Origin of the sequence: Collinsella aerofaciens (genome assembly GCF_015560135.1) — a bacterium.
Classification (GTDB): domain Bacteria; phylum Actinomycetota; class Coriobacteriia; order Coriobacteriales; family Coriobacteriaceae; genus Collinsella; species Collinsella aerofaciens_AN.
In genome coordinates, this window is sequence record NZ_JADMRH010000001.1 from 163,792 (window position 1) to 188,445 (window position 24,654).

19 protein-coding genes and 1 tRNA gene are annotated in these 24,654 nt (G+C 61.0%); 16 read left to right on the plus strand and 4 right to left on the minus strand.

All coding sequences use genetic code 11. The features are described from left to right. Positions 1-89 precede the first annotated feature (89 nt). The 6 genes from I2H19_RS00735 to I2H19_RS00760 all read left to right on the plus strand — a co-directional run bounded on the left by I2H19_RS00735 (position 90) and on the right by I2H19_RS00760 (position 8,416). Positions 90-173, plus strand: a tRNA-Leu gene (locus I2H19_RS00735). An 88-nt stretch (positions 174-261) separates the two neighbouring features. Next, positions 262-1,563, plus strand: coding sequence for a trigger factor (gene tig / locus I2H19_RS00740; RefSeq protein WP_271745321.1), 1,302 nt, complete (start codon positions 262-264; stop codon positions 1,561-1,563). Positions 1,564-1,726: 163 nt separating this feature from the next. Beyond that, on the plus strand, positions 1,727-2,347 hold the full coding sequence (locus tag I2H19_RS00745) for an ATP-dependent Clp protease proteolytic subunit (protein WP_022095182.1): 621 nt from the start codon (positions 1,727-1,729) through the stop codon (positions 2,345-2,347). 1 nt (position 2,348) lies between these two features. Next, positions 2,349-3,758: an ATP-dependent Clp protease ATP-binding subunit ClpX gene (clpX, locus tag I2H19_RS00750; RefSeq protein ID WP_195620623.1), complete on the plus strand. Its 1,410-nt coding sequence runs from the start codon at positions 2,349-2,351 to the stop codon at positions 3,756-3,758. A 338-nt stretch (positions 3,759-4,096) separates the two neighbouring features. Beyond that, positions 4,097-6,793 carry a valine--tRNA ligase gene (locus I2H19_RS00755; protein WP_195620630.1) on the plus strand — a complete coding sequence of 899 codons (2,697 nt, stop codon included), beginning with the start codon at positions 4,097-4,099 and terminating at the stop codon, positions 6,791-6,793. 279 nt (positions 6,794-7,072) lie between these two features. Then, positions 7,073-8,416 carry a bifunctional folylpolyglutamate synthase/dihydrofolate synthase gene (locus I2H19_RS00760; protein ID WP_195620632.1) on the plus strand — a complete coding sequence of 448 codons (1,344 nt, stop codon included), beginning with the start codon at positions 7,073-7,075 and terminating at the stop codon, positions 8,414-8,416. A gap of 246 nt (positions 8,417-8,662) precedes the next feature. On the opposite strand, the gene I2H19_RS00765 is transcribed toward I2H19_RS00760, so the two are convergent. The 4 genes from I2H19_RS00765 to I2H19_RS00780 form a co-directional block, all read right to left on the minus strand. Next, entirely contained in the window at positions 8,663-9,751 is a 1,089-nt protein-coding gene (locus I2H19_RS00765) for a M24 family metallopeptidase (RefSeq protein ID WP_195620634.1), read from the minus strand. A gap of 165 nt (positions 9,752-9,916) precedes the next feature. Continuing rightward, positions 9,917-10,327, minus strand: coding sequence for a DUF1667 domain-containing protein (locus I2H19_RS00770; RefSeq protein WP_195620636.1), 411 nt, complete (start codon positions 10,325-10,327; stop codon positions 9,917-9,919). A 4-nt stretch (positions 10,328-10,331) separates the two neighbouring features. Then, complete coding sequence (locus I2H19_RS00775) at positions 10,332-11,711, minus strand: NAD(P)/FAD-dependent oxidoreductase (protein WP_195620645.1); 1,380 nt, start codon at positions 11,709-11,711, stop codon at positions 10,332-10,334. Position 11,712: 1 nt separating this feature from the next. Then, positions 11,713-13,194, minus strand: a complete 1,482-nt coding sequence (locus I2H19_RS00780; protein ID WP_195620646.1) for an NAD(P)/FAD-dependent oxidoreductase — start codon at positions 13,192-13,194, stop codon at positions 11,713-11,715. Positions 13,195-13,679: 485 nt separating this feature from the next. Between I2H19_RS00780 and I2H19_RS00785 the strand changes: the two genes are divergently transcribed. From I2H19_RS00785 to I2H19_RS00830, 10 genes are all read left to right on the plus strand, one after another. Continuing rightward, positions 13,680-14,111: a double zinc ribbon domain-containing protein gene (locus I2H19_RS00785; protein WP_195620647.1), complete on the plus strand. Its 432-nt coding sequence runs from the start codon at positions 13,680-13,682 to the stop codon at positions 14,109-14,111. A 225-nt stretch (positions 14,112-14,336) separates the two neighbouring features. Further along, positions 14,337-16,100 carry a threonine--tRNA ligase gene (gene thrS, locus I2H19_RS00790; protein ID WP_195620648.1) on the plus strand — a complete coding sequence of 588 codons (1,764 nt, stop codon included), beginning with the start codon at positions 14,337-14,339 and terminating at the stop codon, positions 16,098-16,100. Between the two features lie 324 nt (positions 16,101-16,424). Then, positions 16,425-17,015: a hypothetical protein gene (locus tag I2H19_RS00795; protein ID WP_195620654.1), complete on the plus strand. Its 591-nt coding sequence runs from the start codon at positions 16,425-16,427 to the stop codon at positions 17,013-17,015. Positions 17,016-17,100: 85 nt separating this feature from the next. Beyond that, positions 17,101-17,901 (plus strand): sugar transferase, encoded by an 801-nt coding sequence (locus I2H19_RS00800; protein ID WP_195620659.1) that lies wholly within the window; start codon positions 17,101-17,103, stop codon positions 17,899-17,901. Positions 17,902-17,904: 3 nt separating this feature from the next. Next, entirely contained in the window at positions 17,905-18,822 is a 918-nt protein-coding gene (locus I2H19_RS00805; RefSeq protein ID WP_195620660.1) for a glycosyltransferase family 2 protein, read from the plus strand. 43 nt (positions 18,823-18,865) lie between these two features. Next, complete coding sequence (locus I2H19_RS00810; RefSeq protein ID WP_267489784.1) at positions 18,866-20,137, plus strand: nucleotide sugar dehydrogenase; 1,272 nt, start codon at positions 18,866-18,868, stop codon at positions 20,135-20,137. Positions 20,138-20,142: 5 nt separating this feature from the next. Beyond that, positions 20,143-21,435: a glycosyltransferase gene (locus tag I2H19_RS10055; protein ID WP_195620661.1), complete on the plus strand. Its 1,293-nt coding sequence runs from the start codon at positions 20,143-20,145 to the stop codon at positions 21,433-21,435. Then, entirely contained in the window at positions 21,435-22,382 is a 948-nt protein-coding gene (locus tag I2H19_RS00820) for a D-glucuronyl C5-epimerase family protein (RefSeq protein WP_229089684.1), read from the plus strand. The genes I2H19_RS10055 and I2H19_RS00820 overlap by 1 nt, the downstream gene beginning before the upstream one ends. Next, positions 22,379-23,482 (plus strand): glycosyltransferase family 1 protein, encoded by a 1,104-nt coding sequence (locus I2H19_RS00825; protein WP_195620664.1) that lies wholly within the window; start codon positions 22,379-22,381, stop codon positions 23,480-23,482. The genes I2H19_RS00820 and I2H19_RS00825 overlap by 4 nt, the downstream gene beginning before the upstream one ends. Next, complete coding sequence (locus I2H19_RS00830; protein WP_117638204.1) at positions 23,479-24,567, plus strand: EpsG family protein; 1,089 nt, start codon at positions 23,479-23,481, stop codon at positions 24,565-24,567. The genes I2H19_RS00825 and I2H19_RS00830 overlap by 4 nt, the downstream gene beginning before the upstream one ends. Positions 24,568-24,654 lie beyond the last annotated feature (87 nt).

Genomic DNA, 24,654 nt, shown 5'->3' on the forward strand with positions numbered 1-24,654 from the left:
CATTCACTCGTGGTGAGGTCGTGAGCCTGTAAAAGGTGTGCGTGCGCTTGCCGTTCGTATCTGCTATCATTCCTAGTCTGTGCGCTCATGCGGGCGTGGCGGAATTGGTAGACGCGCCAGATTTAGGTTCTGGTGGGATTCCCGTGAAGGTTCGAGTCCTTTCGCCCGCACCATCGCACCTGCGTCGGCCCCGGCCGTCGCGACACTTTGTTGCATAAAGGTACCAGCACCTCAGATAAGCTGGGCAGTATGAGGAGGAACGTGTTGAACATCACCGCTTCTGACGTCAAGGACGCCAAGCTCACCGCTACGGTCACCATCCCGGCCGCCGACGTCGACGCCGCGATCAAGAAGGCCTACAAGGACACCGCCAAGAAGTACCGCTTCCCGGGCTTCCGCGCTGGCAAGGCTCCCCGTCCGGTCATCGACTCCGCACTTGGCGCCGAGGCTACCCTCGCTCAGGCCACCAACGACCTGATCGCCGCCAACGAGCCCGCCGTCCTCAACGAGCTGGACATCGTCCCCACCAAGAACGGTGACTACAAGGAGCTCGACCTCGCCAAGGATCACGAGGACTACACCTACACCGTCGAGTTCTCCCTGCGTCCCGCCGCTGAGCTCTCCTCCTTCGACGCTGTCGAGATCGAGATGCCCCCTGCGGAGGTCACCGAGTCCGAGATCAACAACCAGGTCGAGATGCTCCTCAACTACCGTGCCACCTTCGAGGACGTTGAGGGTCGCGCCGTCGAGGCCGAGGACTACGTCACCGTCGACCTCAAGGCCGTCGAGAACGCCGACAACTTTGCCGCCGAGGGCCGCATGCTCATCGCCGGTAGCGACAGCAACCCCAAGGAGTTCAACGAGGCCCTGATCGGCGCTAACGTTGACGACGTCAAGACCGTCACCTGGACCGACGAGGTCGAGGAGGGCGAGGAGGCCGAGACCCACACCGTCGAGGTCACCGTCAAGGGCATCAAGGTCCGCAACACCCCCGAGCTCACCGACGAGCTCGTCAAGTCCGACTTTGGCTTCGACAGCATCGACGCTATGCGCGACGCCATCAAGCTCGAGATCGAGCAGGACAAGGCTTCCCGCCTCCCGGCCGAGAAAGAGAACCGTTGCGTCGCCGCCCTCGCCGAGCGTCTGCAGCTCGACGAGATGGACGCCGACTACGAGCAGTCCGTCTTTGAGGAGCTTGGCCAGAACTTCCTGTCCAACCTCGCTGCCCGCGGCATGACCCTGGACACCTGGCTGCCCGCTTCCGGCCTGACCATGGAGCAGTTCATCGGCGACCTGCACAAGCAGGCCAACGACGTTGCCCGTGAGTCCCTGGCTCTGGACGCCCTCGCCCGCGAGCTCAAGATTGAGGTCACCGAGGACGACGTCAACGCTGAGTTCGAGAAGGCCGGCGTCAAGGACGTCGAGGCTTCCAAGGCCGAGTTCATCGCCGATGGCCGCATGCCTGCCGTCCGTGAGTCCATCCGTCGCTCCAAGGCTGTCGACCACCTGGTCGAGAACGCCAAGGTGACCGAGGTCGACGAGACCGCCAAGGACGCTGAGTAATTCTCGCCACCTTGCCCGCGAGCGCATGCGTGTGCCCGTGATGGGGTAAAGTTATACACCGGTTATCCGGTTGCTTCGTACGGTGCCAGCCAATGCATAGCATGCGGGCACCGTACGTTTATCTAGAACCAATTTGGTCCGCAAGAGAGAAATGGAGATGCGTATGATCGCCAAGTTCGATTCCGCCCTCGTGCCATACGTTATCGAGCAGACGCCGCGCGGCGAGCGCAGCTACGATATCTATTCGCGCCTGCTCAACGACCGCATCATCTTTTTGGGCGAGGAGATCAACTCCGTCAGCGCCAACCTGGTCGTTGCCCAGCTGCTGCATCTTGAGAGCCAGGATGCCGAGAAGGATATCTCGCTCTACATCAATTCGCCCGGCGGCGAGGTCTACTCCGGCCTGGCAATTCTTGACACTATGAACTTTATCAAGCCGCAGGTCTCGACCATTTGCGTCGGCATGGCCGCGTCTATGGCCGCCGTGCTGCTTTCGGCCGGCGCCAAGGGCAAGCGCTTCTGCCTGCCGCACTCCAAGGTCATGATTCACCAGCCCAGCGGCGGTGCCCAGGGTCAGCAGACCGAGATCGAAATCGTGGCCGAGGAGATCAAGAAGACCCGTCGCGAGCTCAACCAGATCCTGTCCGACGCCTCTGGCCAGCCCATCGAAAAGGTCCAGGCCGATACCGAGCGCGACAACTACCTGACCGCTGCCGAGGCCCTCGACTACGGCCTGATCGATCGTATCGTCACCTCGCGCGACCTCGCCGCGAAGGACGCCTAGGATGGCAGGTAACATGCAGGACAACTTTGACGAGAACGGCAACCCCATCCGCTGCTCCTTCTGCGGAAAAGAGCAGGGCCAGGTTCGTCGCCTCGTAAAGGGCCCGACCAACATCTTTATCTGTGACGAGTGCGTCGCCGCCTGTTCCGAGATCTTGGAGGAGTCGCTGGCTTCGGACTTTATGGACGCTGCCCGCAACGGCAAGCTGCCGGGCTTCCTCAACGACCACGGCCAGGCTGCCGGCCAGCCTGCTGTAGATCCCGAGGCCGAGGGTTTTGAGCTGGAGGACGACGCTCGCCAGGTCATTACGCACGTGCCGACGCCGCACGAGATCTATGACGAGCTTTCGGCTTATGTTATGGGCCAGGAGGACGCCAAGCGCGCTATGTCGGTTGCCGTGTACAATCACTATCGCCGCGTGATCGAGGGCGGCGCCGCGGTGTCCGCTTTTGATGCTGGCATGGGCTCGCAGTTCGATGACGATATGGACGAGGTAGAGCTCGCCAAGTCCAACATCCTGCTGCTCGGTCCCACCGGTACCGGCAAGACCTTGTTGGCCCAGACGCTCGCGCGCATCCTCGAGGTGCCGTTTGCCATTGCCGACGCCACCGCGCTCACCGAGGCCGGCTATGTGGGCGAGGACGTGGAGAACATCCTGCTCAAGCTCATCAATGCTGCCGATGGTGACATTGAGCGCGCTCAGGTGGGCATTATCTACGTGGACGAGATTGATAAGATCGCCCGTAAGGCCGAGAACCTCTCCATTACCCGCGATGTCTCGGGCGAGGGAGTTCAGCAGGCGCTGCTTAAGATCCTTGAGGGCACGGTGGCAAGCGTTCCGCCCACCGGCGGCCGTAAGCATCCCCAGCAGGAGCTGCTGCAGATCGACACGACCAACATCCTGTTCATCTGCGGCGGTGCCTTTGTGGGCCTGGATAAGATCATCGCCGATCGCGTGGGCAACAAGGGCGTGGGCTTTAACTCCGAGATTGCCGGCCCCACCTCGGTCGACGAGAACGACCTGCTGCGCCAGGTGCTCCCACAGGACCTCAACGCCTTTGGCATGATCCCCGAGTTTGTGGGACGTACGCCCGTCGTCACCCAGACGCAGGCGCTCGACGAGGATGACCTGGTGTCGATTCTGACCGAGCCCAAGAACGCCGTGGTGCGCCAGTATCGTAAGATGTTCCAGCTCGAGGACGTTGAGCTTGAGTTTGAGGATGCGGCCCTGCACGAGATCGCCCGCATGGCGCTCGCCCGCAAGACCGGCGCCCGCGGCCTGCGCTCCATCTGCGAGGACGTGCTGCAGCAGACGATGTTCGATCTGCCCAGTGAGGAGGGCGTTTCCAAGGTCGTTGTGACCGAAGCCTCCGTAAAGGGCGAAGAACAGCCCCAGCGCATCTACGGTTAAATAGCTTGAATCCAGGCCCCGCGGCAACCACCGCGGGGCCTGCCATTTAGGGACAGGTTTATTTTGGTCGGTTTTATATGGGCAACTGTCGTTTCCCCTGATAAAACCTACCAAAATAAACCTGTCCCTTTTCGGCAGGTATGCCTGTGCTATTCTGTGAGATTGTCAAGTTAGTACCTTCAGACTGAAGTAATCGATACCTAAGGCGTGTCCGCCTGCTTGGTTTTCGTAGATTCCGCACGAGCCGAAGAGCACTAAATGTGCTCTTCGTGCGAGCCCAGGACCTGACCGAGCGAAAACCAAGCAGGCGGACACGCCGATGGGCAAGGGAGAGATATATGGAAGAAATGCCCAAGAACTACGATCCGTCGACCAACGAGCCGGCGATCCTGCAGAAGTGGCTCGACGGCGGCTACTATAAGCGCCGCGAGGGCGTGGGCGACTGCACCGTCACCATTCCGCCTCCCAACGTGACCGGCAAGCTCCACATGGGCCATGCCACCGATGACTCCATCCAGGATGCCATCGTCCGTATGGCTCGCATGCGCGGTAAGTCCACGCGCTGGGTGCTCGGCACCGACCATGCCGGTATCGCCACGCAGACCAAGGTCGACAAGAAGCTCAAGAGCGAGGGCATCAGTCGCCTGGAGATCGGCCGCGATAAGTTTGTCGACGCCTGCTGGGATTGGACCCACGAGTACGGCGGCATTATCGTCGAGCAGATCAAGCGTATGGGCTGCTCCGTCGACTTCGATAACGAGCGCTTCACCATGGACGAGGACTACGCCCAGGCCGTGCGCAAGGTCTTCTGCGACTGGTACCATGACGGTCTGATTTACCGCGGCAAGCGCATCGTCAACTGGTGCCCCAACTGCACCACCGCTATCTCGGACGACGAGGCCGAGTACAAGGACGAGAAGGGCCATCTGTGGCACCTGCGCTACCCGCTGACCGAGCCTGTCAACGGCCAGGACTACATCGTTGTTGCCACCACGCGCCCCGAGACCATGCTCGGCGACACGGGCGTCGCCGTATCCCCGAAGGATCCCGAGAAGGCCGCCTTTGTGGGCAAGACCGTCAAGCTCCCCATCGTCGACCGCGAGATCCCCATCTTTGAGGATTGGCACGTCGACGCCAACTTTGGTTCCGGCTTCGTTAAGGTCACGCCTGCTCACGACCCCAACGACTACGCCATGGGTCAGGCCCACGACCTGCCGCAGATCAACATCTTCGATGAGCACGCGGTGGTCGTCGAGGGCTATGGCGAGTTTACCGGCATGACCCGTGAGGAGTGCCGCGAGGCCGTCATTAAGTGGTTCGAGGAGCATGATCTGCTCGATCACGTCGAGGACCTCGATCACTCCGTCATGCACTGCTACCGTTGCGACGCCGCGCTTGAGCCGTGGCTTTCTGAGCAGTGGTTCGTGGCCGTTGACAAACTCAAGGGGCCGGCGCTCGACGCCGTCAACTCCGGCAAGGTCACCTTCCACCCCGCGCGCTGGACGCAGACCTACACCACCTGGATGGAGAACCTCAAGGACTGGTGCATCAGCCGCCAGCTGTGGTGGGGCCACCGCATCCCCGTGTTCTACTGCGAGGACTGCGGCTGGGAGGACGCCCTGACCGAGGACACCGACGTGTGCCCAAAGTGTGGCGGCCATCACGTGCATCAGGACGAGAACGTGCTGGACACCTGGTTCAGCTCGCAGCTGTGGACCTTCGCCACACAGGGCTGGCCGCAAAAGCCGGAGCTGCTCGAGGGACATCACCCCACGACGGCGCTCGTCACCGCGCGCGACATCATTGCGCTGTGGGTCGCCCGCATGGTCATGAGCTCGCTGTACTTCCTGGACGAGGTGCCGTTTAAGGACGTCGTCATCTACCCGACGATCCTTGCCAAGGACGGCAGCCGCATGTCCAAGTCCAAGGGCAACGGCGTTGACCCCATGGACCTCATTGGCATGTACGGTGCCGACGCCATGCGTTACAACCTGCTCACGCTGTGCACCAACAATCAGGACGTCAAGTTCGACGCGAACATCGACAAGAAGACCAAGAAGCTCATCGACAGCCCGCGCACCGAGCAGGCCAAGAGCTTTGTGACCAAGATCTGGAACGCAAGCCGCTTCCTGCTCATGAACATGGAGGGCTACACGCCCGGCGAGCCCGTCGTGGAGACGCCGGCCGACGCCTGGATGTTCAGTCGCCTGGCCAAGGCCGTGAAGATGGTCACCGAGGGCATCGAGAACTACACCTTTGGCGATATGGCCCGCGGCGTGCAGCAGTTCTTCTGGAACGAGGTCTGCGACTGGTACGTCGAGGTCACCAAGGCCCGCCTGAAGGGCGAGGGCCGTCTGCAGGCCCAGCGCAACCTGATCTTTGTGCTCGACACCTCCATTCGCCTGATGCACCCGCTTATGCCGTTTGTCACCGAGGAGATCTGGGACAACATGCCGGCGAGCGTGCTCGACCTGGACGCCGAGGGCAACGTGGACCGCGCCGAGGCGCTCATGATCGCCAAGTGGCCCGAGCCCGCCGACTACGTCAAGTATGTTGACGAGGACGCCGAGCGCGCGTTTGAGCTGTGCCGCGCCGTCGTGTCTGCCGCCCGCGCCACGCGTTCGCGTTATCGCCTGAGCCCCAAGTCAGAGCTCGACGTGGTCGTGCGCGCCGGTGCTGAGGATATCGAGAAGCTCGAGAGCCTGCGCTCGACCATTGAGCCGCTGGCGAACACCGCCTCGCTGGTCATGGGTACCGACGTTGAGAAGCCGGCCGCGAGCATTGCCGTGGTCGACAGCGGCGTCGAGGTCTTTGTGGTGCTCGAGGGCAAGGTCGATCTTTCGGCCGAGAAGGCACGCCTGGAGAAGGAGATCGCCGCGGCCCAGAAGGAGCTCGCCGGTTGCGAGAAGACGCTCGCTAACGAGGGCTTCGTGGCCAAGGCCGCGCCTGCGGTGGTCCAGAAGAAGAGGGACCGTGCAGCTGAGCTCAAGGAGATCCTGGCGGCGCTGACTGCTCAGGTTGCTGACTTCTCGTAAGGTTTACTCTGGGGCGCGTCCCGACGCTTTGCTCGCTACTGCGAACAGTCCTGCGCAAGACGGACAGCACATTTAGTGCTGTCCTTTGCGTGCGGAACTTGTATCGAGCAAAGCGTCGGGCCGCTCCCAGTTCGTTTACGTGGTTGTTTGCATCTGGTAGGTTAGGGCCACTTGTTCGTGGCCTTGATCTTGCTGCAAGCGGATAAAGGCTGATATTGTCAACGCGAGGGGCTCATTCTTTTTGGTGGGCCTCTTTTCTGTTATGGGGGACTTTGGGTTATGGCTAAGCGTTCTGGGTCGTATGTCGTTCCTTTCTCGTTTGAGCTGCTTTCGTTTGATGAGGCTGTGGGGCTTGCTGCTGATACGGGGCGGATTTCTGGGGATGCTGGTCCTCTGCTTGAGACGGTTGTCGATATGCTCGATGAGCTGGGGCGTCCGGACGAGTATTTCGATTGCATCCAGGTTGCCGGTACCAATGGCAAGACTTCGACTACGCGTTTTTCGGCTGCCATTCTTCGTGGTGAGGGGCTCAAAACCGCGCTGTATACGTCGCCACAGCTGGTGCGCTATCCCGAGCGCATGGAGGTCGATGGTCATGTCGTGAGCGACGAGGCGTTTGCCCGTGGCGTTTCGGCCGCTGTTGAGGCGGGACATCGCGTGAATGCGCACCGTGTGGCGGCGGGGGGGCGCGCCTATACCATCACGCCATTTGACTTGCTGACGGCTGCTGCACTTGTAGTGTTTGCCGAGGCCGCGGTGGATGTTGCCGTGCTCGAGGTTGGCATGGGCGGTCGTTGGGACGCCACGAGTGCGACCGATCCCGTCACCGTTGCCATTACGGGTATTGGGCTCGATCACACACGTATTTTGGGCGATACGCTCGAGGCCATTGCGGGTGAGAAGGCTGCGGTTATTAAGCCTGGGCGCCTGGTTGTTTTGGGTGAGGGAACGCATGAGCCGAGCGTTCAGCGCGTGATGGATGCACGTTGTCGCGAGTGCGGCGTTGTGCCGCTCGTGGTGAGCCATACGACGACTAAACTTCCGGCACACGTGGGCGATACGGTGGAGTTTAGCTGCACCACGCCGCGTGCGATCTATACGTCGAGCATGGTCAAACCGTCCTATCAGCCGCAGAATGCCGCGTGCGCGATTATGCTGTGCGAGGGGTATCTGGGTCGCGAGCTCGACCACGATGCGCTGGATGCCTCGCTTATGGGCTGCCCCACACCGGGTCGTTTTGACGTGCTGGGGACCGATCCGCTCAAGCTGATCGACGCCTGCCATAACCCTCAGAGCTGCGAGAACTTTGTGAGCGCGCTGGACGAGATCGATCCGTGCGCGGAGAATCGCCCCACGCTGCTGTTCGCCGCGCTGGCAGACAAGGACGTGGCGGGCATCGTCGACGTGCTTGTTCCAGCGTTCCCCCGCGTGGTCGTGACCCAGACCGATTCCGACCGCGCCCTGCCGGCAGAGGAACTCGCCGCCCTTGTGGACGCCGACAAGCTGGCGGGCGTGTATCCCAGCGTGCCTGAGGCCCTCGCAGCCCTCGATGCCGCGGGCGAGTCCTTTGTTGCCGCCGGCACCATCACCCTAGCCGGCGAAGTAGCCGGCCTGCTCCGCTAACCCAAATTAGCTACCCTGTGCTTTGAATTGACCTGCTCGCCACGATATGGGCCTATCTACTACGTTTGACCGGTTGCCCTCGACCATGCCGAGAATTGCGAAATTAAAACCGCAGGTAGAATGCTTGCCATTTTTCAAAAAAGACCCGCATGGTCGACCCATGCGGGTTAAACGTAGTAGATAGGCCGTTTTGGTGGCGAAGCGTTGGCGGGATGTGGCAAAGGGGCTGTCCCTTTGCCACATTAGCTAGTCTAGGCGCGCCGGATCGTGGGGATAGACGTTGAGAATTTCGACGCCGGTCTCGGTGACGAGGGCCAGGTCCTCGATGCGGACGCCGGTACGACCGGGGAGGTAGATGCCCGGCTCGATGGAGAAGGTCATGCCCGGCTCGACAACCTGCTCGTTGACGAGCGAGACATCGCCCGGCTCGTGATCCTGCAGGCCAATCGAATGTCCCAGGCGGTGCGTAAAGTACTGCCCATAGCCCGCGTTTTCAATCACATCGCGCGCGGCACGGTCCAGGTCGCACATGCGCACGCCCGGTGCGATGAGCGCCTCGGCGGCCTCGTTGGCGCGGCGCACGATATCGTAGATGCGAGCCGTCTCCTCGTCCGGCTCGCCCCAAAAGAACGTGCGCGTCATGTCCGAGCAGTAGTTGCAGCGGCGTCCGCCAATGTCGAACAGCACCACGTCGCCGCGCTTGAGCACGGTGTCGTCGGGTTCGTGATGCGGGTCGCCGACGTTGGCGCCAAAGCTCACGATCGGCGGAAAGCTAAAGCCCTCGCAGCCGTGCTTGCGGTACAGACCGAGCATCTGATCGGCAATTTCGCGTTCCGTCACACCTTCGTGGACAAGCTTGATGGCGTCGGCCATCACGGCGTCGTTAGCGGCCGAGGACACGCGCATGAGCTCCTGCTCGGCGTCATCCTTGTGGGTGCGCGCGGCGGTGACGGCAAAGTCGCCCAGGAAAAACTCGCTGGCTGCGTGGCGCTCCATGAGCGGCATCAAAAAGCCAGAGCGCATGACGGTGTCGATGCCAAGGGGCTTGGATGGATTGACTTCGCGTGCGATGGCGTCGGTCACGACGTCGGCATCGGTGTGATAGGCGATGCGGGCATTGTCATACTCGGGCAGCTGGTGCAGTGCGTTGACCAGGATCACCGGCTCGGCATCGCGTGTGAGCAGCACGCCACAAAAACGCTCGAACATATCGGCATAAAAGCCGGTCAGATAGTAGATCGACCACGGGTCATTCACAAGCAGCTGCGCGCCGGGGTGCTGAGCCTCGAGCGCATCGAGCACGCGCGCCACACGCTGGTCATCGACATGTGCCATGAAACATCCTTTCGCTAGGTTGCCACCATAGTATCCCAAGCGCCTCCACATAAGTTGCGGTGGAATAGTTCCTGGATGTCGGGGTTTTGGCGGAAATCAGGAACTATTTCACCGCAATTGAGGAGGGGCGGGGTGGATGGCGGGGTAGCTAAAAGAGACACGTCCCTAATTAGCTACTTTGACTCGGTCGATGTCCATACTGGCGATGAGGTTGATGTTGGTGTCGAGGAGGTCTTCCAGCATGATGTCGCCCATGCGGATGGGGGCGTTGACGACTGGGCCTCGGATGAGGTTCATGGCTTGGGCGTGGAGCGCTAGCGGGATGGCCTCAGCCGTGCGCACGGGCAGCAACGCCTCGTCGCCTCCGGATACGGCCACGGTGGTGGTGAGTACGCGCATGGGGCAGGTGAGCTCCTGATGTGCGAACTTATCACCACGCGGACATCTGTTGCCGGTCACGGAGCGCACTTCTGCCACGGTGCCGTCTGCGTCGCGCTCTACCTCTACGGTCAGAAGGCACTCGGATGGGCAGGTGGTGCAGTTGAACTTCAGCGTCTCGATTGCGTTTGTGCCCATGGCTTTACGCCCCCTCAACAGGGTCAACGGACAGGACAATCTCGCTGGCACCCAGGTCGAGTGCACGCTGAATCACCTTTGCCGGTAGCGGGAAACTCTCCATTACGCTCGGCTTAAACGCACGGACCTTGCCGGCGAACAGTTCCTTGCCGTCGGCTAAGATCCTCAAGCAGGCGGCATCGACTGGCCGGCGCACGCGGAAGTTTAGCTTGGTGAGCGCCACGGCCGTAATGCGTCCCGGCAGCGCGTATCCCGCAATGCCGGCAGGGGAGACGGTGAGCTCGCAGTCCGGAACGGCGCCTGCGCCGGTCCCCAGCGCGTACGCCGCTGCAGCTGCGCCGGCCCTCTCGGACTCGGTCGTCACGTTGTCGGCCAGGTCGTGCACGTGCAGCACGTTGCCGCAGGCAAAGATGCCCGGCACGCCCGTTTGCAGGCTCTGGTCCACCACGGCGCCGCGCGTGCGCGGGTCAAGTTCAACGCCCGCGCCCACCGAAAGCTCGTTCTCGGGAATCAGACCCACCGAAAGCAGCAACGTGTCGCACGGAACAACGCGCTCGGTCTCCGGAATGGGTGCCAGGTGCTCGTCGACCTTACTCACCTCGACGGCCTCCACGCGGTCGTGTCCGATTACGCGTGTGACGGTAGTAGACAGGTGAAGCGGAATGCCAAAGTCGTCCAGGCAGTTCTTGACGTTGCGGCGCAGACCGTTGGCGTACGGCATGAGCTCGTACACGCCCTCGACCGAAATTCCCTCGAGCGTACAGCGGCGCGCCATGATCAGCCCGATGTCGCCCGAGCCCAAAATGACGGCGCGCGAGCCGGGCTTGAGGTTTTCGATATTGATGTATCGCTGCGCCAGGCCGGCCGTAAATACGCCGGCGGGGCGGCTGCCGGGGATCTTGATCTCGCTGCGCGTGCGCTCGCGGCACCCCATGGCAAGGACGACCGCGCGTCCGATGAGCTGAAGCATGCCGGCGCGGCTCATGAGCGTGACGGTATGGACTGCGGTGGCTCCCGAGGCCTCGCCTGTGCTCGGTTCGCCCGCGCCCTCGCTCGAATCAATCCCAAGCACCATGCTGCCCAAGAACAGTGCAATATCGGTCGCGCGCACCTGGTCGATAAAGCGCTGCGCGTACTCGGGACCGGTGAGCTCCTGCTTAAAGTGTGAAAGGCCAAAACCGGGGTGGATGCACTGGCGGAGAATTCCTCCTAGATGCTGCTCGCGCTCCACGATGGCCACGTGGGCGCCGGCCTTATGTGCGGCAAGCGCAGCCGCCATGCCAGCAGGTCCGCCGCCGATGACGACCACGTCGAAGGCCTTCGTCGACACCGACGCTACAGCTCCGGCTTCCGCGCGTCCGTCGCGCATATCCAACGTCGCCATCCTAGCGCACCCCCTTCAGCGGTCCCTCGACCAACCAAGATCCGGCATCCTCCAACAACACCTCGCTGGGGTCGCAGCCCAGTTCGCGCGCCAGGATCGCTACCACGCGGCTCTGGCAAAAGCCGCTCTGACACCGACCCATGCCGGCACGACAGCGGCGCTTGACGCCCTCGACCGAAATCGCGCCCGGGCGGCGTCGGATCGCGGCCACGATCTCGGCCTCGGGCACCGTCTCGCAGCGGCAGACGATCTGCCCCCACGCGGGGTCGGACTCAATGAGCTCTTCCTTGCGCGCAAGCGGGGCGCGGTCAAAGTCGTCCGGCGCGCGGCGGATGGGATCCCAATCGGCCCGTTCGCGCAAAGCAACGCCCGCCTCGCGCAGCACCTGTTCCATGCGCCCGGCAATGGCTGGCGCGCTCGCCACGCCCGGTGACTGAATACCTGCCGCCTGGAACAGCCCCGGCACCATGGTCGACTGCCCAATAAAAAAGTCGTTCGTCCCCTTTATGACCGGGCGTCCGCCGGCAAACGCGCGCACCACGCGGCGCGTGTCCAGATCGGGCACCAGCTTGCGCGCGCCGCTCAGCAGCACGTTGACGTCGCCCGCATAGGTCTGCGTGTCGCCGGGCTCGCGCTCGGCGGCCGTCGCGGTAATCACGGTGTTGCCGTGCACGGTTCCCGTCACAATGACGCCCTTGGAAATTGACGTGGGCACTGGGTAGAGCGGCATGAGCGCGCGCGGCTCCTTGTCCAGCACCACAATGTTGCCCTGGCGCCAGACCATCTGGAACTCCTCGGCGCCCGCCATATGCGAGATGTCCGCGGCACCGTTGCCCGCGGCGTTGATCAGGTAACGGCAGCGCACATTGCCGGCGAGCGTCACCAGCGTAAAGCGCGCGCGGCCCTTGCCGTCGGCGGCAGTGCCCCCGTCAGCGCCGCCGGCAACTTCAATGGCCTCCACCGGTGCGGAGCGCATAAACGTCACGCCGTTGGCAACCGCGTTCTCCAGCGCGGCGATGGCCACTTCAAACGGGTCGACGTAACCGGTCGAGGGGCACCACAACGCGCATGTTGCGTCGGCGCTGGCACGCGGTTCCAGCTCGCGGATACGCTTGGGGCCAATGATCGCCAGCTCGGGCACGCCGTTGGCAAGGCCATTCTGGCGCAGCTTCTCCAGGTGTGCGCGGTCCTCGTCATTAAAGCCCAACACCATCGACCCGGTGCGGCTGAACAGAAAGCCCAGCTCCTGGGCCCACGTACCGTACAGTTCACAGCCACGGGCGTTGACCTGCGCCTTTACCGTGCCCGGCGCCGGGTCGTAGCCGGCGTGCACCAGGCCGCCATTGGCCTTCGACGCGCCCAGCGCGATGTCGTTGGCCGCCTCGATCACGCATATGGACAGGTCAAACCGCGCGAGCTGCCGCGCGATGGCGCATCCGGTGATGCCCGCGCCGACAATCGCGATATCAAACGTTTCTGTCACAGTGCCTCCCAGACGAGTTGACAGGCTGTCAATAAGACTATCCTACGGTCTACACACCCCCAGTGCGGCGGCAATGCGGCGAACAGCCCCGCAACACCCGCCAACGGCAGGCGAGGGGAGACCCGGCACGGATGTTGGTCTCGTCTGCCGACAGCTACGGCAACCGTTCGTCTCGACCTGTAACAGTTAGACGAGGATTTGGGTTCTAGATGTTACAGATCAAGACAAACCTTCCGGCGGATTTTGAATGTCTCGATCTGTAACAGTAAGAGGGGTTTTGGAGCCCAAGATGTTACAGATCGAGATTGAAGTCGGGGAGGGACCCCTGTGTCTCGATCTGTAACATCTAGGACCGGATTCCGCTCCCACCTGTTACAGATTGAGATGTTTGTGTCCGCGCTAGCCCCGCCCCTAGCCGTGGTCCCATATAAACAAACCCCGTGGTAAACTTGACCGGAATGTAAATAATCCGAAAGGTACCCGTAATGTCCAAGTACATCTCCGAGCTCATGTCGCCGCAGCTTATGGGCGTCGTCTATGCCTTCGTTGGCTTTATCATCGCCCTGTATGTGCTGTCGGTCGTCTATGTGTTCATCGACGCTCGCCGCCGCGGCGCCAGCGCCTACGTGGCATGGGGCGTCATCGCCCTCATCCCGTTTGTGGGCCTCATCGCCTACCTGGTCCTGCGCCCGCACTCCTACGCGTCCGACCGCGAGGAGCAGGAGCTGGACATGGCCCTGCGCGAGCGCCAGCTTGCCCAATACGGCACCTGCCCGCAGTGCGGCGCGCCCATCGAGAAGGACTTCGTCGTCTGCCCGGTGTGCGATACCCAGGTTCGCAACGTATGCCCCAGCTGCCATCGCCCGCTCGATGCGCACTGGAAAGTCTGCCCCTACTGCCGAACTCGCATCCAGTAACGCATCCATCGCCGGGCCAGCCGCAAGCTGCGGGCACGCCGCAAGCCACGCGCGCCCCACAACCCGCCCCACACGATGAAGCATGCGTAGAAAATCGCCCGCCGTGCCATTAAGGTGCGGCGGGCGCTTGTATACCAAGGCAACCTGCCTATAATGATGCAAGTCAAAAACGCCGAGCGCATCGCACACACTTGCATCAGGCATCCGAGAGGAGAAAACATACCCATGAAGGCACTCTACAATGACGGCTCGGTGGCCGAGCTCCCGCAGGACGAGGTCACGCACGTCATCCGTCACTCCGCCGCGCACATCATGGCGCAGGCCATCAAGCGCCTGTACCCCGAGGCCGATTTTGCCTACGGCCCCGCGACCGACAACGGCTTCTACTACGACGTCGACCTGCCCGAGGGCGTCAAGATCAGCGAGGACGACTTCCCCGCGATCGAGGCCGAGATGAAGAAGATCGTCAAGGAGAACCTCAAGTTTTCCGTGTACGAGAAGCCCCGCGCCGAGGCCATCGCCCTTATGGAGGAGCGCGGCGAGAAGTACAAGGTCGAGCACATCGGCGACCTGGATGACGACGCCCGCATCACCTTCTACCAGCAGGGCGACTACATCGACATGTGCGTCGGCCCCCACATCTGCTACACCAAGGCGCTGAAGGCCTTTAAGCTCACCGGCGTCTCGGGCGCCTACTGGAAGGGCGACAAGGACAACAAGATGCTCACCCGCATCAACGGCGTCGCCTTTGCCACCAAGGAAGAGCTCGACGAGTACATGCACATGCTGGAGGAGGCCAAGAAGCGCGACCACCGCAAGATCGGCCGCGAGATGGACCTCTTTATGATGCGCGACGAGGCCCCCGGCTTTCCGTTCTTCCTGCCTAACGGCATGATCCTTAAGAACACGCTGCTGGACTACTGGCGCGAGATCCACCACAAGGCCGGCTACGTGGAGATCTCCACGCCGCTCATCATGAACAAGCAGCTGTGGAAGACCTCGGGCCACTGGGATCACTACAAGGACAACATGTACTCTACCGTCATCGATGACGAAGAGTACTGCATTAAGCCCATGAACTGCCCGGGCGGCGTGCTGGTGTACGCCTCCAAGCCGCACTCCTACCGCGAGCTGCCCATCCGCGCCGGCGAGATCGGCCTGGTGCACCGCCACGAGCTGCGCGGCGCCCTGCACGGCCTGTTCCGCGTGCGCTGCTTTAACCAGGACGACGCCCACCTGTTTGTGCGTCCCGACCAGTTGACCGACGAGATCGTGGGCGTGGTCAACCTGATCGACTCCGTGTACCAGAAGTTTGGCTTTAAGTACCACGTTGAGCTTTCCACCCGCCCCGAGGACTCCATGGGTTCGGACGAGGACTGGGCCCGCGCCGAGGAGGGCCTGCGCACCGCTCTGGAGCAGCTGCACATGGACTACGAGGTCAACGAAGGCGACGGCGCCTTCTACGGCCCCAAGATCGACTTTCACCTGGAAGACTCGCTCGGCCGTACCTGGCAGTGCGGCACCGTGCAGCTCGACTTCCAGATGCCGCTTAACTTTGACCTGGAGTACGTGGACGCCGACGGCACCAAGAAGCGCCCCATCATGCTGCATCGCGTGTGCTTTGGCTCCATCGAGCGCTTCATCGGTATTCTGATCGAGCACTTTGCGGGCAAGTTCCCCACTTGGCTGGCTCCCGTGCAGGTCAAGGCGCTTCCCGTTTCCGAGAAGAGCCGCGACTACGCCCACGAGGTGTGCGCCAAGCTGGAGGAGGCCGGCATTCGCGTGGTCTGCGACGACCGCGACGAGAAGATCGGCTACAAGATCCGCGAGGCCCGCAGCATCGACCGCGTGCCCTACATGCTCATCTTGGGCGAGAAGGAGGTCGAGGCCGACAACATCTCCGTCCGCGATCGCTCCAACGAGACCGTTCAGATGAGCGTTGACGAGTTTGTGGCCAAGGTGCTCGAGGAGATCAAGTCTCGCGCCTAGCACAAACAATACAAGAATTAACAAAGGCGACCGTCCTCGCGGGCGGTCGCCTTTTTTGTTGTCTATAGAAGAAAAGCCGCTGGTTAGAGCGGCTTTTTTGTTGTGCAAAAAGGTACAGGTTTTTGTAGAGGCGTATGGAGATGCGCCCATTCGCGGCGCATTTTGTGCAATCTGGGAAAACGCGAGCAGTTTGCTCGTATAATGAACTCCGTCGAAAGATACAAAAACCTGTACTTTTGCGACTGCGCCTAGCTGCGAGCGAGAAGCCTGTTCTTAACGCCCCTGCATCCGCGTGCGTCGCGGAGCAAGTTAAGGGGGCGAGAGATGGAACAGACAATGCGGCGCCAAGAGCAGCTGCCCGGTGCCTTTAGTGGCGCCATCACCAACAGCCAGCGCGGCCGCGTCCGCTGGTATCTGGTCCACACCCCCAATGGAAAAGAGCGCGAGACCTGCGAAAAGGTCCGTCGTATTATCCCGCACGAGCTGATGCAGGACGCTTTTGTGATGCAAAAGGAGTTCTGGTTTAAGCGGGATGGCGCCTGGTCGCTTCAAACCAAACCCATGTACAAGGAATACTTCTTCGTTGCTACGCGCGATGCCGCCCTGCTCGATAAGGCTTTGGCCCAGCTGAGCTTTGGCTGCAGGATCGCCGGCAGTAAGGAGCGGGCCTATGCGCCCATGCCGGACGATGCGCAGGACTGGTACCGCAGCGTGCTCGACGACGACGGCGTGGTTCGAAACAGCGTCGCCCGCATAGAAGACGGTGTGCTGCACATAGAGCAGGGTCCCTTGGTGGGGCAAGAGGCCCGCGTTAAAAAGATCGACCGTCATAAGCGCTGGTGCCTGGTGGACGTAGGCGAAGGCGACTCCACATTTAGGGAGCTGCTTCCGCTCGACGTGCCCAGCAAAACGTAAGGAAGACGTTACGCCGGCAATTTATTTGGTTTTTGAATTTGTGGATTGGGGGGGGGTTCCTGGGGACAGGAACGAAATTTTTATTATGACTGCTAAAGAAGTAATAGAGGATAATGCGCCCGTGGGCGCGGCGCTCATTGCTCAGGCCATGGACCGGCGCGAGAGCGCGGCGGGCGCCGGTGCCGGCTCCGCTGCAAGCACGGGCACGATGAGCCTCCCAGGCTCGCCCGAGTTTGCCGCAGAGTCCCGCGCGCTCGACACGAGGTCGCTTGGCTACCGCTTCGTCAAGCGCACCTTCGACATCGCGTTCAGCGCGTGCGTCTGCGTCGTGGGGCTCATCCCTGGCGCGGTGCTCTGTGCGTTCATTGCGGCCGATACCAAGGGCGCACCCATCTACGCTCACGAGCGCGCGGGGCGCTTCGGTCGCCCCATCCGCGTGCTCAAGTTCCGCTCCATGGTCGCCGACGCCAACGACGTGGAGAAGTACCTCAGCCCCGAGCAGATCGAGGAGTGGCACCGCGAGCGGAAGGTCACAAACGATCCCCGCATCACCAAGCTAGGCCGCGTCCTGCGCAAGACTTCCCTGGACGAGCTGCCCCAGTTCTTCAACGTGCTCGCGGGCCAGCTCTCCGTCATCGGCCCTCGCGCCATCACCTACGAGGAGCTCGGGAACTTTACGCACGAGCAGCAGGTGCAGGTGCTTGCCGTCCCGCAGGGCATTACCGGTGCCTGGCAGTCGGGCCCGCGCAACCTCGCGACCTTCGAGAACGGCCTGCGCCAGGAGTTCGAGCTTGCCTACGCGAAGGGTGCCAGCCTCAAGGCAGACTGGAAGGTCTTCTTCAAGACCTTTGGCGTCATGTTCGGCAAGAAGAAGACGGGGAGGTAGCGCATGGGTGCTGACAAACCCCTCGTCTCGATCGTGGTGCCGACCTACAAGCGCTCTGACAGGATTCGCGTGGCCCTGGACTCAATCGCCGCGCAGGACTACGGCGCGGAGAACATCGAACTGATTGTAGTGAGCGACAATCGGCCGGAGTGGCCGGAAAGCGCCGAGACTGACGCGGCGGTCGCCCCCTATGCCGCGAGCCTTCCGCACTTTAGGCTGCTGCACACCTCCGGCCAGACCGGCGGCGGGGCGGCGCGCAACTACGCCTGCCGCCAGGCGACGGGCGAGTACCTCACGTTCCTCGACGATGACGACGAGTTCCTGCCTGACAAGGTGTCCACCCAGGTCGCCTTCATGCAGGAAAACTCCCTCGACATGAGCTGGCAGGATGTCTCGTGGTATGACGAACGTGGCCGGCTTGTGGAGCACCGCAGGCTCGACCATTGCGAGGACTTCTCCACCGAGGGTCTGCTGCGCGCGCACCTCCTAACGCCGATAAGCCCAACGGCCATCTATATGCTCAGGCGCGACCTGTTCGACCGCACTGAGGGTTTCGGCGAGGTGGCGACCGGCCAAGACTGGTGGCTGATGCTGCGCTGCATAGAGGCTGGCGCCCACATGGGCTACATGCCCGAGGTGCACGTGAGGCAGTACCTCCATTCCGGCGAGAGGCTCTCGCTTGGCAAGAACAAGGTAAACGGCGAGGTCGCAAGGCACGAGGTGGTGCGCGGCTACTACCCGCGCCTCAGCAAGAAGGATGTGCGCTACATCGAATTTCGCCACAACGCCGTGCTCGCCTTCGCTATGAAGCGCAGCAACCAGCCAGGCCAGGCTGTGATTTACGCCTTAAAGGCCATTGCCTCATCGCCCGCCGCCTGCGTCTCTGAGGCGCTGAAGTTCTTCGGCAAGGCGAAATCCTAACTATTTCATATGTGTGCCTGCTCTTAACGAAAGGTTGAATGATATGTCCGAAAAAATGAAGATAGCAGTCGCCGGCACCGGCTATGTGGGGCTCTCGTTGGCCGTTCTGCTCTCGCAGCACAACGAGGTGCGCGCGCTCGACATCGTCTCCGAGAAGGTAGAGAAGATTAACGCTTTTCAGTCGCCCATCCAGGACGACGAGATTGAGCTCTTCCTGGCCGAGGCTAAGGCGGGCACGAGGAAGCTCGACCTGCATGCAACCGTGGACGTCGCCGAGGCCTATACAGGCGCGGATTTCGCCATCGTGGCCACGCCAACGAACTACGACTCGGACCGCAACTTTTTCGACACCTCGTCTGTTGAAGCCGCAATTTCGGCAATCCGCTCGGTGAACCCGACGGCCTGGATTGTCATCAAGTCGACCATCCCTGTGGGTTACACTTCGTCGCTTCGCGAGACGCTTGGCGACAGCCGCATCATCTTCAGCCCCGAGTTCCTTCGAGAGAGCAAGGCGCTCTACGATAATTTGCACCCTAGCCGCATCGTTGTGGGCGCGCCCAAGGACGACGAGGAAGCTGTGAAGGCCGCAAAGACGTTTGCTGGGCTGCTCGCCCAAGGCGTCGGCCCCGCCGAGCTTGAGCGCACCAACCCTGATGGCACGACGGGCATCCCGCAGCTCGTTCTTGGTACCACCGAGGCGGAGGCCGTGAAGCTGTTCGCCAACACCTACCTGGCACTTCGCGTGGCGTACTTCAATGAGCTGGACACTTACTGCGAGATGAGGGGACTCAACACCAAGGACGTCATCGATGGCGTGTGCCTAGAGCCCCGCATTGGCTCCCACTACAACAACCCCTCCTTCGGCTACGGCGGCTACTGCCTGCCCAAGGACACCAAGCAGTTGCTGGCCAACTATAAGGACGTGCCTCAGAACCTTATCGAGGCCATCGTCGATGCCAACCGCACTCGCAAGGACTACATTGCAGACGAGGTATTGCAACTGCTGTGGGACAAGGTATACGAAGGCAAGGAGAAGCCCGTGGCGGGCGTGTACCGCCTGACCATGAAGTCTAACTCCGACAATTTCCGCGCCAGTTCCATCCAAGGCGTTATGAAGCGCGTGAAGGCCAAGGGAGTGCCGGTCGTTGTCTACGAGCCAACGCTGGACGCGCCGGAATTCTTCGGTTCCGAGGTGACGCATGACCTTGAGAGGTTCAAGGCCGAGTGCGACGTGATCATTGCCAACCGGTGGAGCGACGATCTGGCCGATGTTGCCGGCAAGGTGTATACCCGCGACCTATTCAAGAGGGATTAGTATTTGTGGCGATTACTGCTGATAAAAAAAAGAGACGGCTGCTCCTTCTGACGAGGAGGTTCCCCTTTAACCGCGGCGAGGTCGCCGCTGAGTCCTATCTCGAGAACGAGATAGGCGTTCTTTCGACCTATTTCGACGAGGTGCTCGCCGTGGGGACCGAGGCGCAGCCGGGTGACGCGCCCACCTGCGCGCTGCCGGGCAATGTGACGCCCCTGGCCTTGGGTTGCGGTAATACCTCCAAGGACAAGGCTTTGCTTGCAGTCAAAGGGATCGCGTTTCCCCTTTTGGGCGGTGCGGACGTTCGTGAGGCCTATGCCACAGAATCCGTTCATGGAATCGGAAAGCGCGTGTTTCGGGGCTACTTTGCCGCGAGGGCGAAGGCAAAGGCGGACGTGCTTGCGGAGGAACTGGTCCGCTTTGGCTTTGAGCCCACGCACATATACAGCTTTTGGCTTTACGACACCGCTTTGGTCGCTGCTTGGCTGACCGGCACGTACCCATGTGCACGCGCCGTTGCGCGTGCACATGGGTACGATCTGTATGCAGATCGTACCGATGTGCATTATTTGCCCTTCCGGGGATACCTCCTATCCAAGCTTTCCGGAGTGCTTCCCTGCTCGAAAGACGGGGAGGAATACATAAACGCGAACTGGCCGGGCCATGAGGGCAAGGTGACGACCTCCTATCTCGGAACGCGGGAGATGCCAGACAAGTCCGGCGAGCCGTTGACCTGCCCGTTGCGGGTCGTCTCGTGCTCGCGTATTGTCGACGTTAAGCGCGTGCCTCTTCTTGCTAAGGCTGTCACCCTTCTTGATGCCGAAGGGCTTCGCGTCGAATGGACCCATTACGGCGACGGCCCACAGCTCGAGGAGGCGAGGGCCGCCTGCTCGTTGCTGACGCACTCCACCGCGAAGTTCGCGGGGGCTTTGCCGAACGACGCGCTTTTGGGGGAGTACGCAGCGAAGCATTTCGACGTCTTCGTGAACGTCTCGTCAAGCGAGGGCCTGCCGCTTTCGATCATGGAGGCCTTCGGATTCGGCATTCCCGTCATCGCCACGGACGTTGGCGGAACCCACGAGATAGTAAGCGATGGCGTCAACGGCTTTCTCCTACCTAGCGACTGTGGACCGGAAGATGTCGCCGCGGCCATAAAGCGATTCGTCTTTTTGGGCAAGGCCGAAGGGTCTTCTATGAGGCGCGCTGCAAGGGCCGTTTGGGAGAGGGACTTCCGTTTGGAGGCCAACGTGGAGGGGCTTGTGCGCTCGCTCGGAGTCGATTACAGAAACGAAGGTGAATGATGGGCCAGATTGCGCAGAAGATGACCATGCTCAAAAGGTGGAGCAAAATGCTCACTGGCAAGACGGCTGTGGCCGTAGAGCAGAGCTTGGGCAGGGCCTATAATGTCGGACAGTTGTCCGGGTACTACAACGATTTGACCGGCAAGGTCACTGGCAGTACTCTGCTCGACGAGGGCGGTGTCCCTGTTAGCGTCATCGCCGGTGGGGCGCGGGTGCATTTCCCCATCGCCATTTTCCAATACGGTTTGGGCTGTTACGACTTGAGCATTCTCAGGTCGGATGAAGTTGAGCGCTTTCTCGACGCACTAAGGGTATGCTCGGATTGGGCGATCGGCGCCCAGCGGGATGACGGCTCTTGGGACGCATTTGGTCCGATAGGCAGCGCTAAGTACTCCGTCTCCTCGATGGCCCAAGGCGAGGGGTGCTCGATGCTGCTGAGGGCCCATGCGGCTTTCGGGGACGAGTGCTATAGAGTTGCGGCGCTGAAAGCTGCCGAGTTCATGCTTATCGACATGGACAATGGCGGCGTGTCGTCGCATGACGGGGGAGAACTGTTCCTGGAGGAGTACCCTCAACGCCCCAGGCGCAGTGTCATGAACGGTTGGGTGTTTAGCCTTTTCGGTCTCTATGACGCATCGTTGGTCGACGCGCGCTTCGCCGGGCCATTCAAGCACTCTGCGGAGACGTTGGCTTGCCATTTGGATGACTACGACGCCGGCTTCTGGTCTTATTACGACATGGAAAAGCGTATCGCCTCTCCCGCCTACCATCATCTACATATAGCGCAGCTCCGCGCAATGGCGGATCTTTCAGGCGACGCAAGGTTCGCGGTGAAGGCCGAGGTATACGAGCGCTATCAGGAATCTCCGGCCAACCGCAGGAAGGCGATTGCTAAAAAGGCGCTGCAGAAGCTGATCGAGAAATCCGATGCGGTGATCGTCCAATGAAGAAGGCCCTCTATATCGTGACCTCGATGGACACCGGCGGGGCCGAGACGGTATTCATGAAGTATTACCGGGCTTTGGACAAGTCGCGCTATCAGCTCGACTTCTGTGTGTCGTCCGACGTGCCGGGCTTTTACGACGCCGAAATCGAGTCGATGGGCGGCAGAATTGTGCACACAGTCAAGAAGACCGAGGCCGGGCCGGTCGCTTCGTTCAAGCGGCTCATGCAGATAGCCCGGGACGGCGGTTATTGCTGTGCTGTCAGGTCGTCTCAGCACAGCCTTTCCTGTCTTGATTTGCTCGCCATGAGATTCGGAGGCGTGTCCAGAACCATATTCAGGTCAAGCAACACGGGTACAGTTTCGAACAGCAAAAAGGAGACCCTGCTGCACAATCTTTTCAAGCCCCTTGTCAGGGTTGCGGCGACCGACTTCGCCGCCCCGTCTACCGAGGCGGGCGTCTACATGTTCGGCAAGGCGGGGGTATCGGGGCCGCGTTTCCATCTCATGAAGAACGCGCTCAAACTCGAGGACTACGCCTATGACGCTTCGACACGGGACGATGTTAAGCGCGAACTGGGCGTTCCTGCCGAGTCCTATGTCGTCGGGCACGTCGGGAGGTTCAGTGAGCAGAAGAACCACCTCTTCCTTGTCGATGTTTTTGCTGAAATCGCCCGGAGAAGGCCAGACGCCGTCCTCATTCTCGTCGGCAAAGGCGAGACACGCACGGCCGTTGAGAGGCGCGTTGCCGAGCTCGGATTGACCGATAGGGTGGTGTTTGCCGGGGTTAGGAGCGATGTCCGCCGTCTCTATTCGGCTATGGACGTCTTCATCTTCCCCTCTGTCTACGAAGGCCTGCCGAACGTCGTCGTCGAGGCGCAGGCAAACGGACTCCCTTGCGTGATTAGCGACTCCATCACGCGGGAGGTTGGCATTTGCGAGAACGTCGTTTACAAAAGTCTGGGCGACGCTCTGGACGAATGGGCCGACGCCGCGCTCTCCGCGGATCGCATAGGGTCAAGCGCCAGTGCGAGGGATTTGAAAGGCTCGGGCTATGAAATCAATTCGGAGCTTCCCGGTTTCGTGAGGCTGGTATTCGGATGAACTTTATCGAAACATCGCTTTTCTACTTTCTTGTCGTTTTGCTTTCAGCGGCGCTTGCGCGCATGTCGGAAAACGGCAAGAGTAAGGCTGGGCTGGTCGCTGCCGTGGTTCTTCTTACCGCCGTCGGGGGCTTGAGGTCGTATGCGGTTGGGCAGGATACCCTGGGTTATAAAGAGGGAATCGAGTACTTCTACGCGTATGGGACCACGATGTGGAACCATACGTTCAGCGTTCCGTACGGTGTCTTCACAAGTGCGGTGCTCCATATCTGTAACAATTACTCGTTCTTGCTCGTCGTCGAGTCGCTGATCACCAACGCCTTTTTTGCTTTCAGGCTTTGGGATTTTAGACGAACGGCATCGCTCTCGTTTGCGATGTTCGTCTATACGGCAACGGTGTTCCCGCTGTCTATGTGTCTGACGTGCCAGATGATTGCAGTCTCGCTGGTTTTCTACGCAACCAGGTTTTTAGAACAGAATAAGCCGTTGCTTTTTTGCGCTTGGTGGGCTGTTGGCGCTCTTTTGCACGCGTCCGCCCTGATAGGGGTCCTATTCCTCATCTACTACCTATTTTCCAACAAAAGCAAGAGCCGATCGCAGTTCGCCGCGAAGATGCTTGCATCGGTTGCCCTGCTGTTCCTGGCAGCTTATGCGGGCTCTAAGCTCGTCGACCGGTATGCGCGTTACTCCGTGAACGAATCGAGCATCGGGTTGATGGTTTTTGCGCAGGCGACCGTCCTCGCGATCGCATATTTCGTCAGCCGCGAAACTGCGAATGTTGCCCCGGTTGAGAGCGACGGAACGTCGCGGCTCAAAGCCAACCGGATGCCGCTCGTGTTTTACGCTTTAGGCATTTTGGCTTCGGCGTCCTCTTATGTGATTGCCAACGCCGGCCGCATAGCCTATTACTTCACCGTATTAGGCCCCGTGATTTTCGGAGGCTTCGTGAAGGACGCTCGGAAAATAAAAGCCCGTTTTTGTCTTGGCTGTTTTCTAGTTGTCTGGTTCCTTTTCTACGCCTTTTATGCCTATCTGCTTCATACCGGGCTTGGTATCGAGTCTTATTCGTTCGTGTGGATGGGGTAAATAGTGCCCGAAACCGTTTCGGGCATATACGAGCAAAGTCTACGTTGGTGGTTTGCATACGCCCAGGGCTTGTTCCATGTGTAGCGC

Excerpts from the sequence above, each read along its gene's own strand:
- thrS (WP_195620648.1), top strand. The coding sequence starts at position 14,337 with ATGAAGGCACTCTACAATGACGGCTCGGTGGCCGAGCTCCCGCAGGAC.
- I2H19_RS00795 (WP_195620654.1), top strand. The coding sequence starts at position 16,425 with ATGGAACAGACAATGCGGCGCCAAGAGCAGCTGCCCGGTGCCTTTAGT.
- I2H19_RS00805 (WP_195620660.1), top strand. The coding sequence starts at position 17,905 with ATGGGTGCTGACAAACCCCTCGTCTCGATCGTGGTGCCGACCTACAAG.
- I2H19_RS00785 (WP_195620647.1), top strand. The coding sequence starts at position 13,680 with ATGTCCAAGTACATCTCCGAGCTCATGTCGCCGCAGCTTATGGGCGTC.
- I2H19_RS00760 (WP_195620632.1), top strand. The coding sequence starts at position 7,073 with ATGGCTAAGCGTTCTGGGTCGTATGTCGTTCCTTTCTCGTTTGAGCTG.
- I2H19_RS00810 (WP_267489784.1), top strand. The coding sequence starts at position 18,866 with ATGTCCGAAAAAATGAAGATAGCAGTCGCCGGCACCGGCTATGTGGGG.
- I2H19_RS00820 (WP_229089684.1), top strand. The coding sequence starts at position 21,435 with ATGGGCCAGATTGCGCAGAAGATGACCATGCTCAAAAGGTGGAGCAAA.
- I2H19_RS00800 (WP_195620659.1), top strand. The coding sequence starts at position 17,101 with ATGACTGCTAAAGAAGTAATAGAGGATAATGCGCCCGTGGGCGCGGCG.
- I2H19_RS00745 (WP_022095182.1), top strand. The coding sequence starts at position 1,727 with ATGATCGCCAAGTTCGATTCCGCCCTCGTGCCATACGTTATCGAGCAG.
- I2H19_RS00825 (WP_195620664.1), top strand. The coding sequence starts at position 22,379 with ATGAAGAAGGCCCTCTATATCGTGACCTCGATGGACACCGGCGGGGCC.
- clpX (WP_195620623.1), top strand. The coding sequence starts at position 2,349 with ATGGCAGGTAACATGCAGGACAACTTTGACGAGAACGGCAACCCCATC.
- I2H19_RS00775 (WP_195620645.1), bottom strand. The coding sequence starts at position 11,711 with ATGGCGACGTTGGATATGCGCGACGGACGCGCGGAAGCCGGAGCTGTA.
- I2H19_RS00765 (WP_195620634.1), bottom strand. The coding sequence starts at position 9,751 with ATGGCACATGTCGATGACCAGCGTGTGGCGCGCGTGCTCGATGCGCTC.
- I2H19_RS00770 (WP_195620636.1), bottom strand. The coding sequence starts at position 10,327 with ATGGGCACAAACGCAATCGAGACGCTGAAGTTCAACTGCACCACCTGC.
- I2H19_RS00830 (WP_117638204.1), top strand. The coding sequence starts at position 23,479 with ATGAACTTTATCGAAACATCGCTTTTCTACTTTCTTGTCGTTTTGCTT.
- I2H19_RS00755 (WP_195620630.1), top strand. The coding sequence starts at position 4,097 with ATGGAAGAAATGCCCAAGAACTACGATCCGTCGACCAACGAGCCGGCG.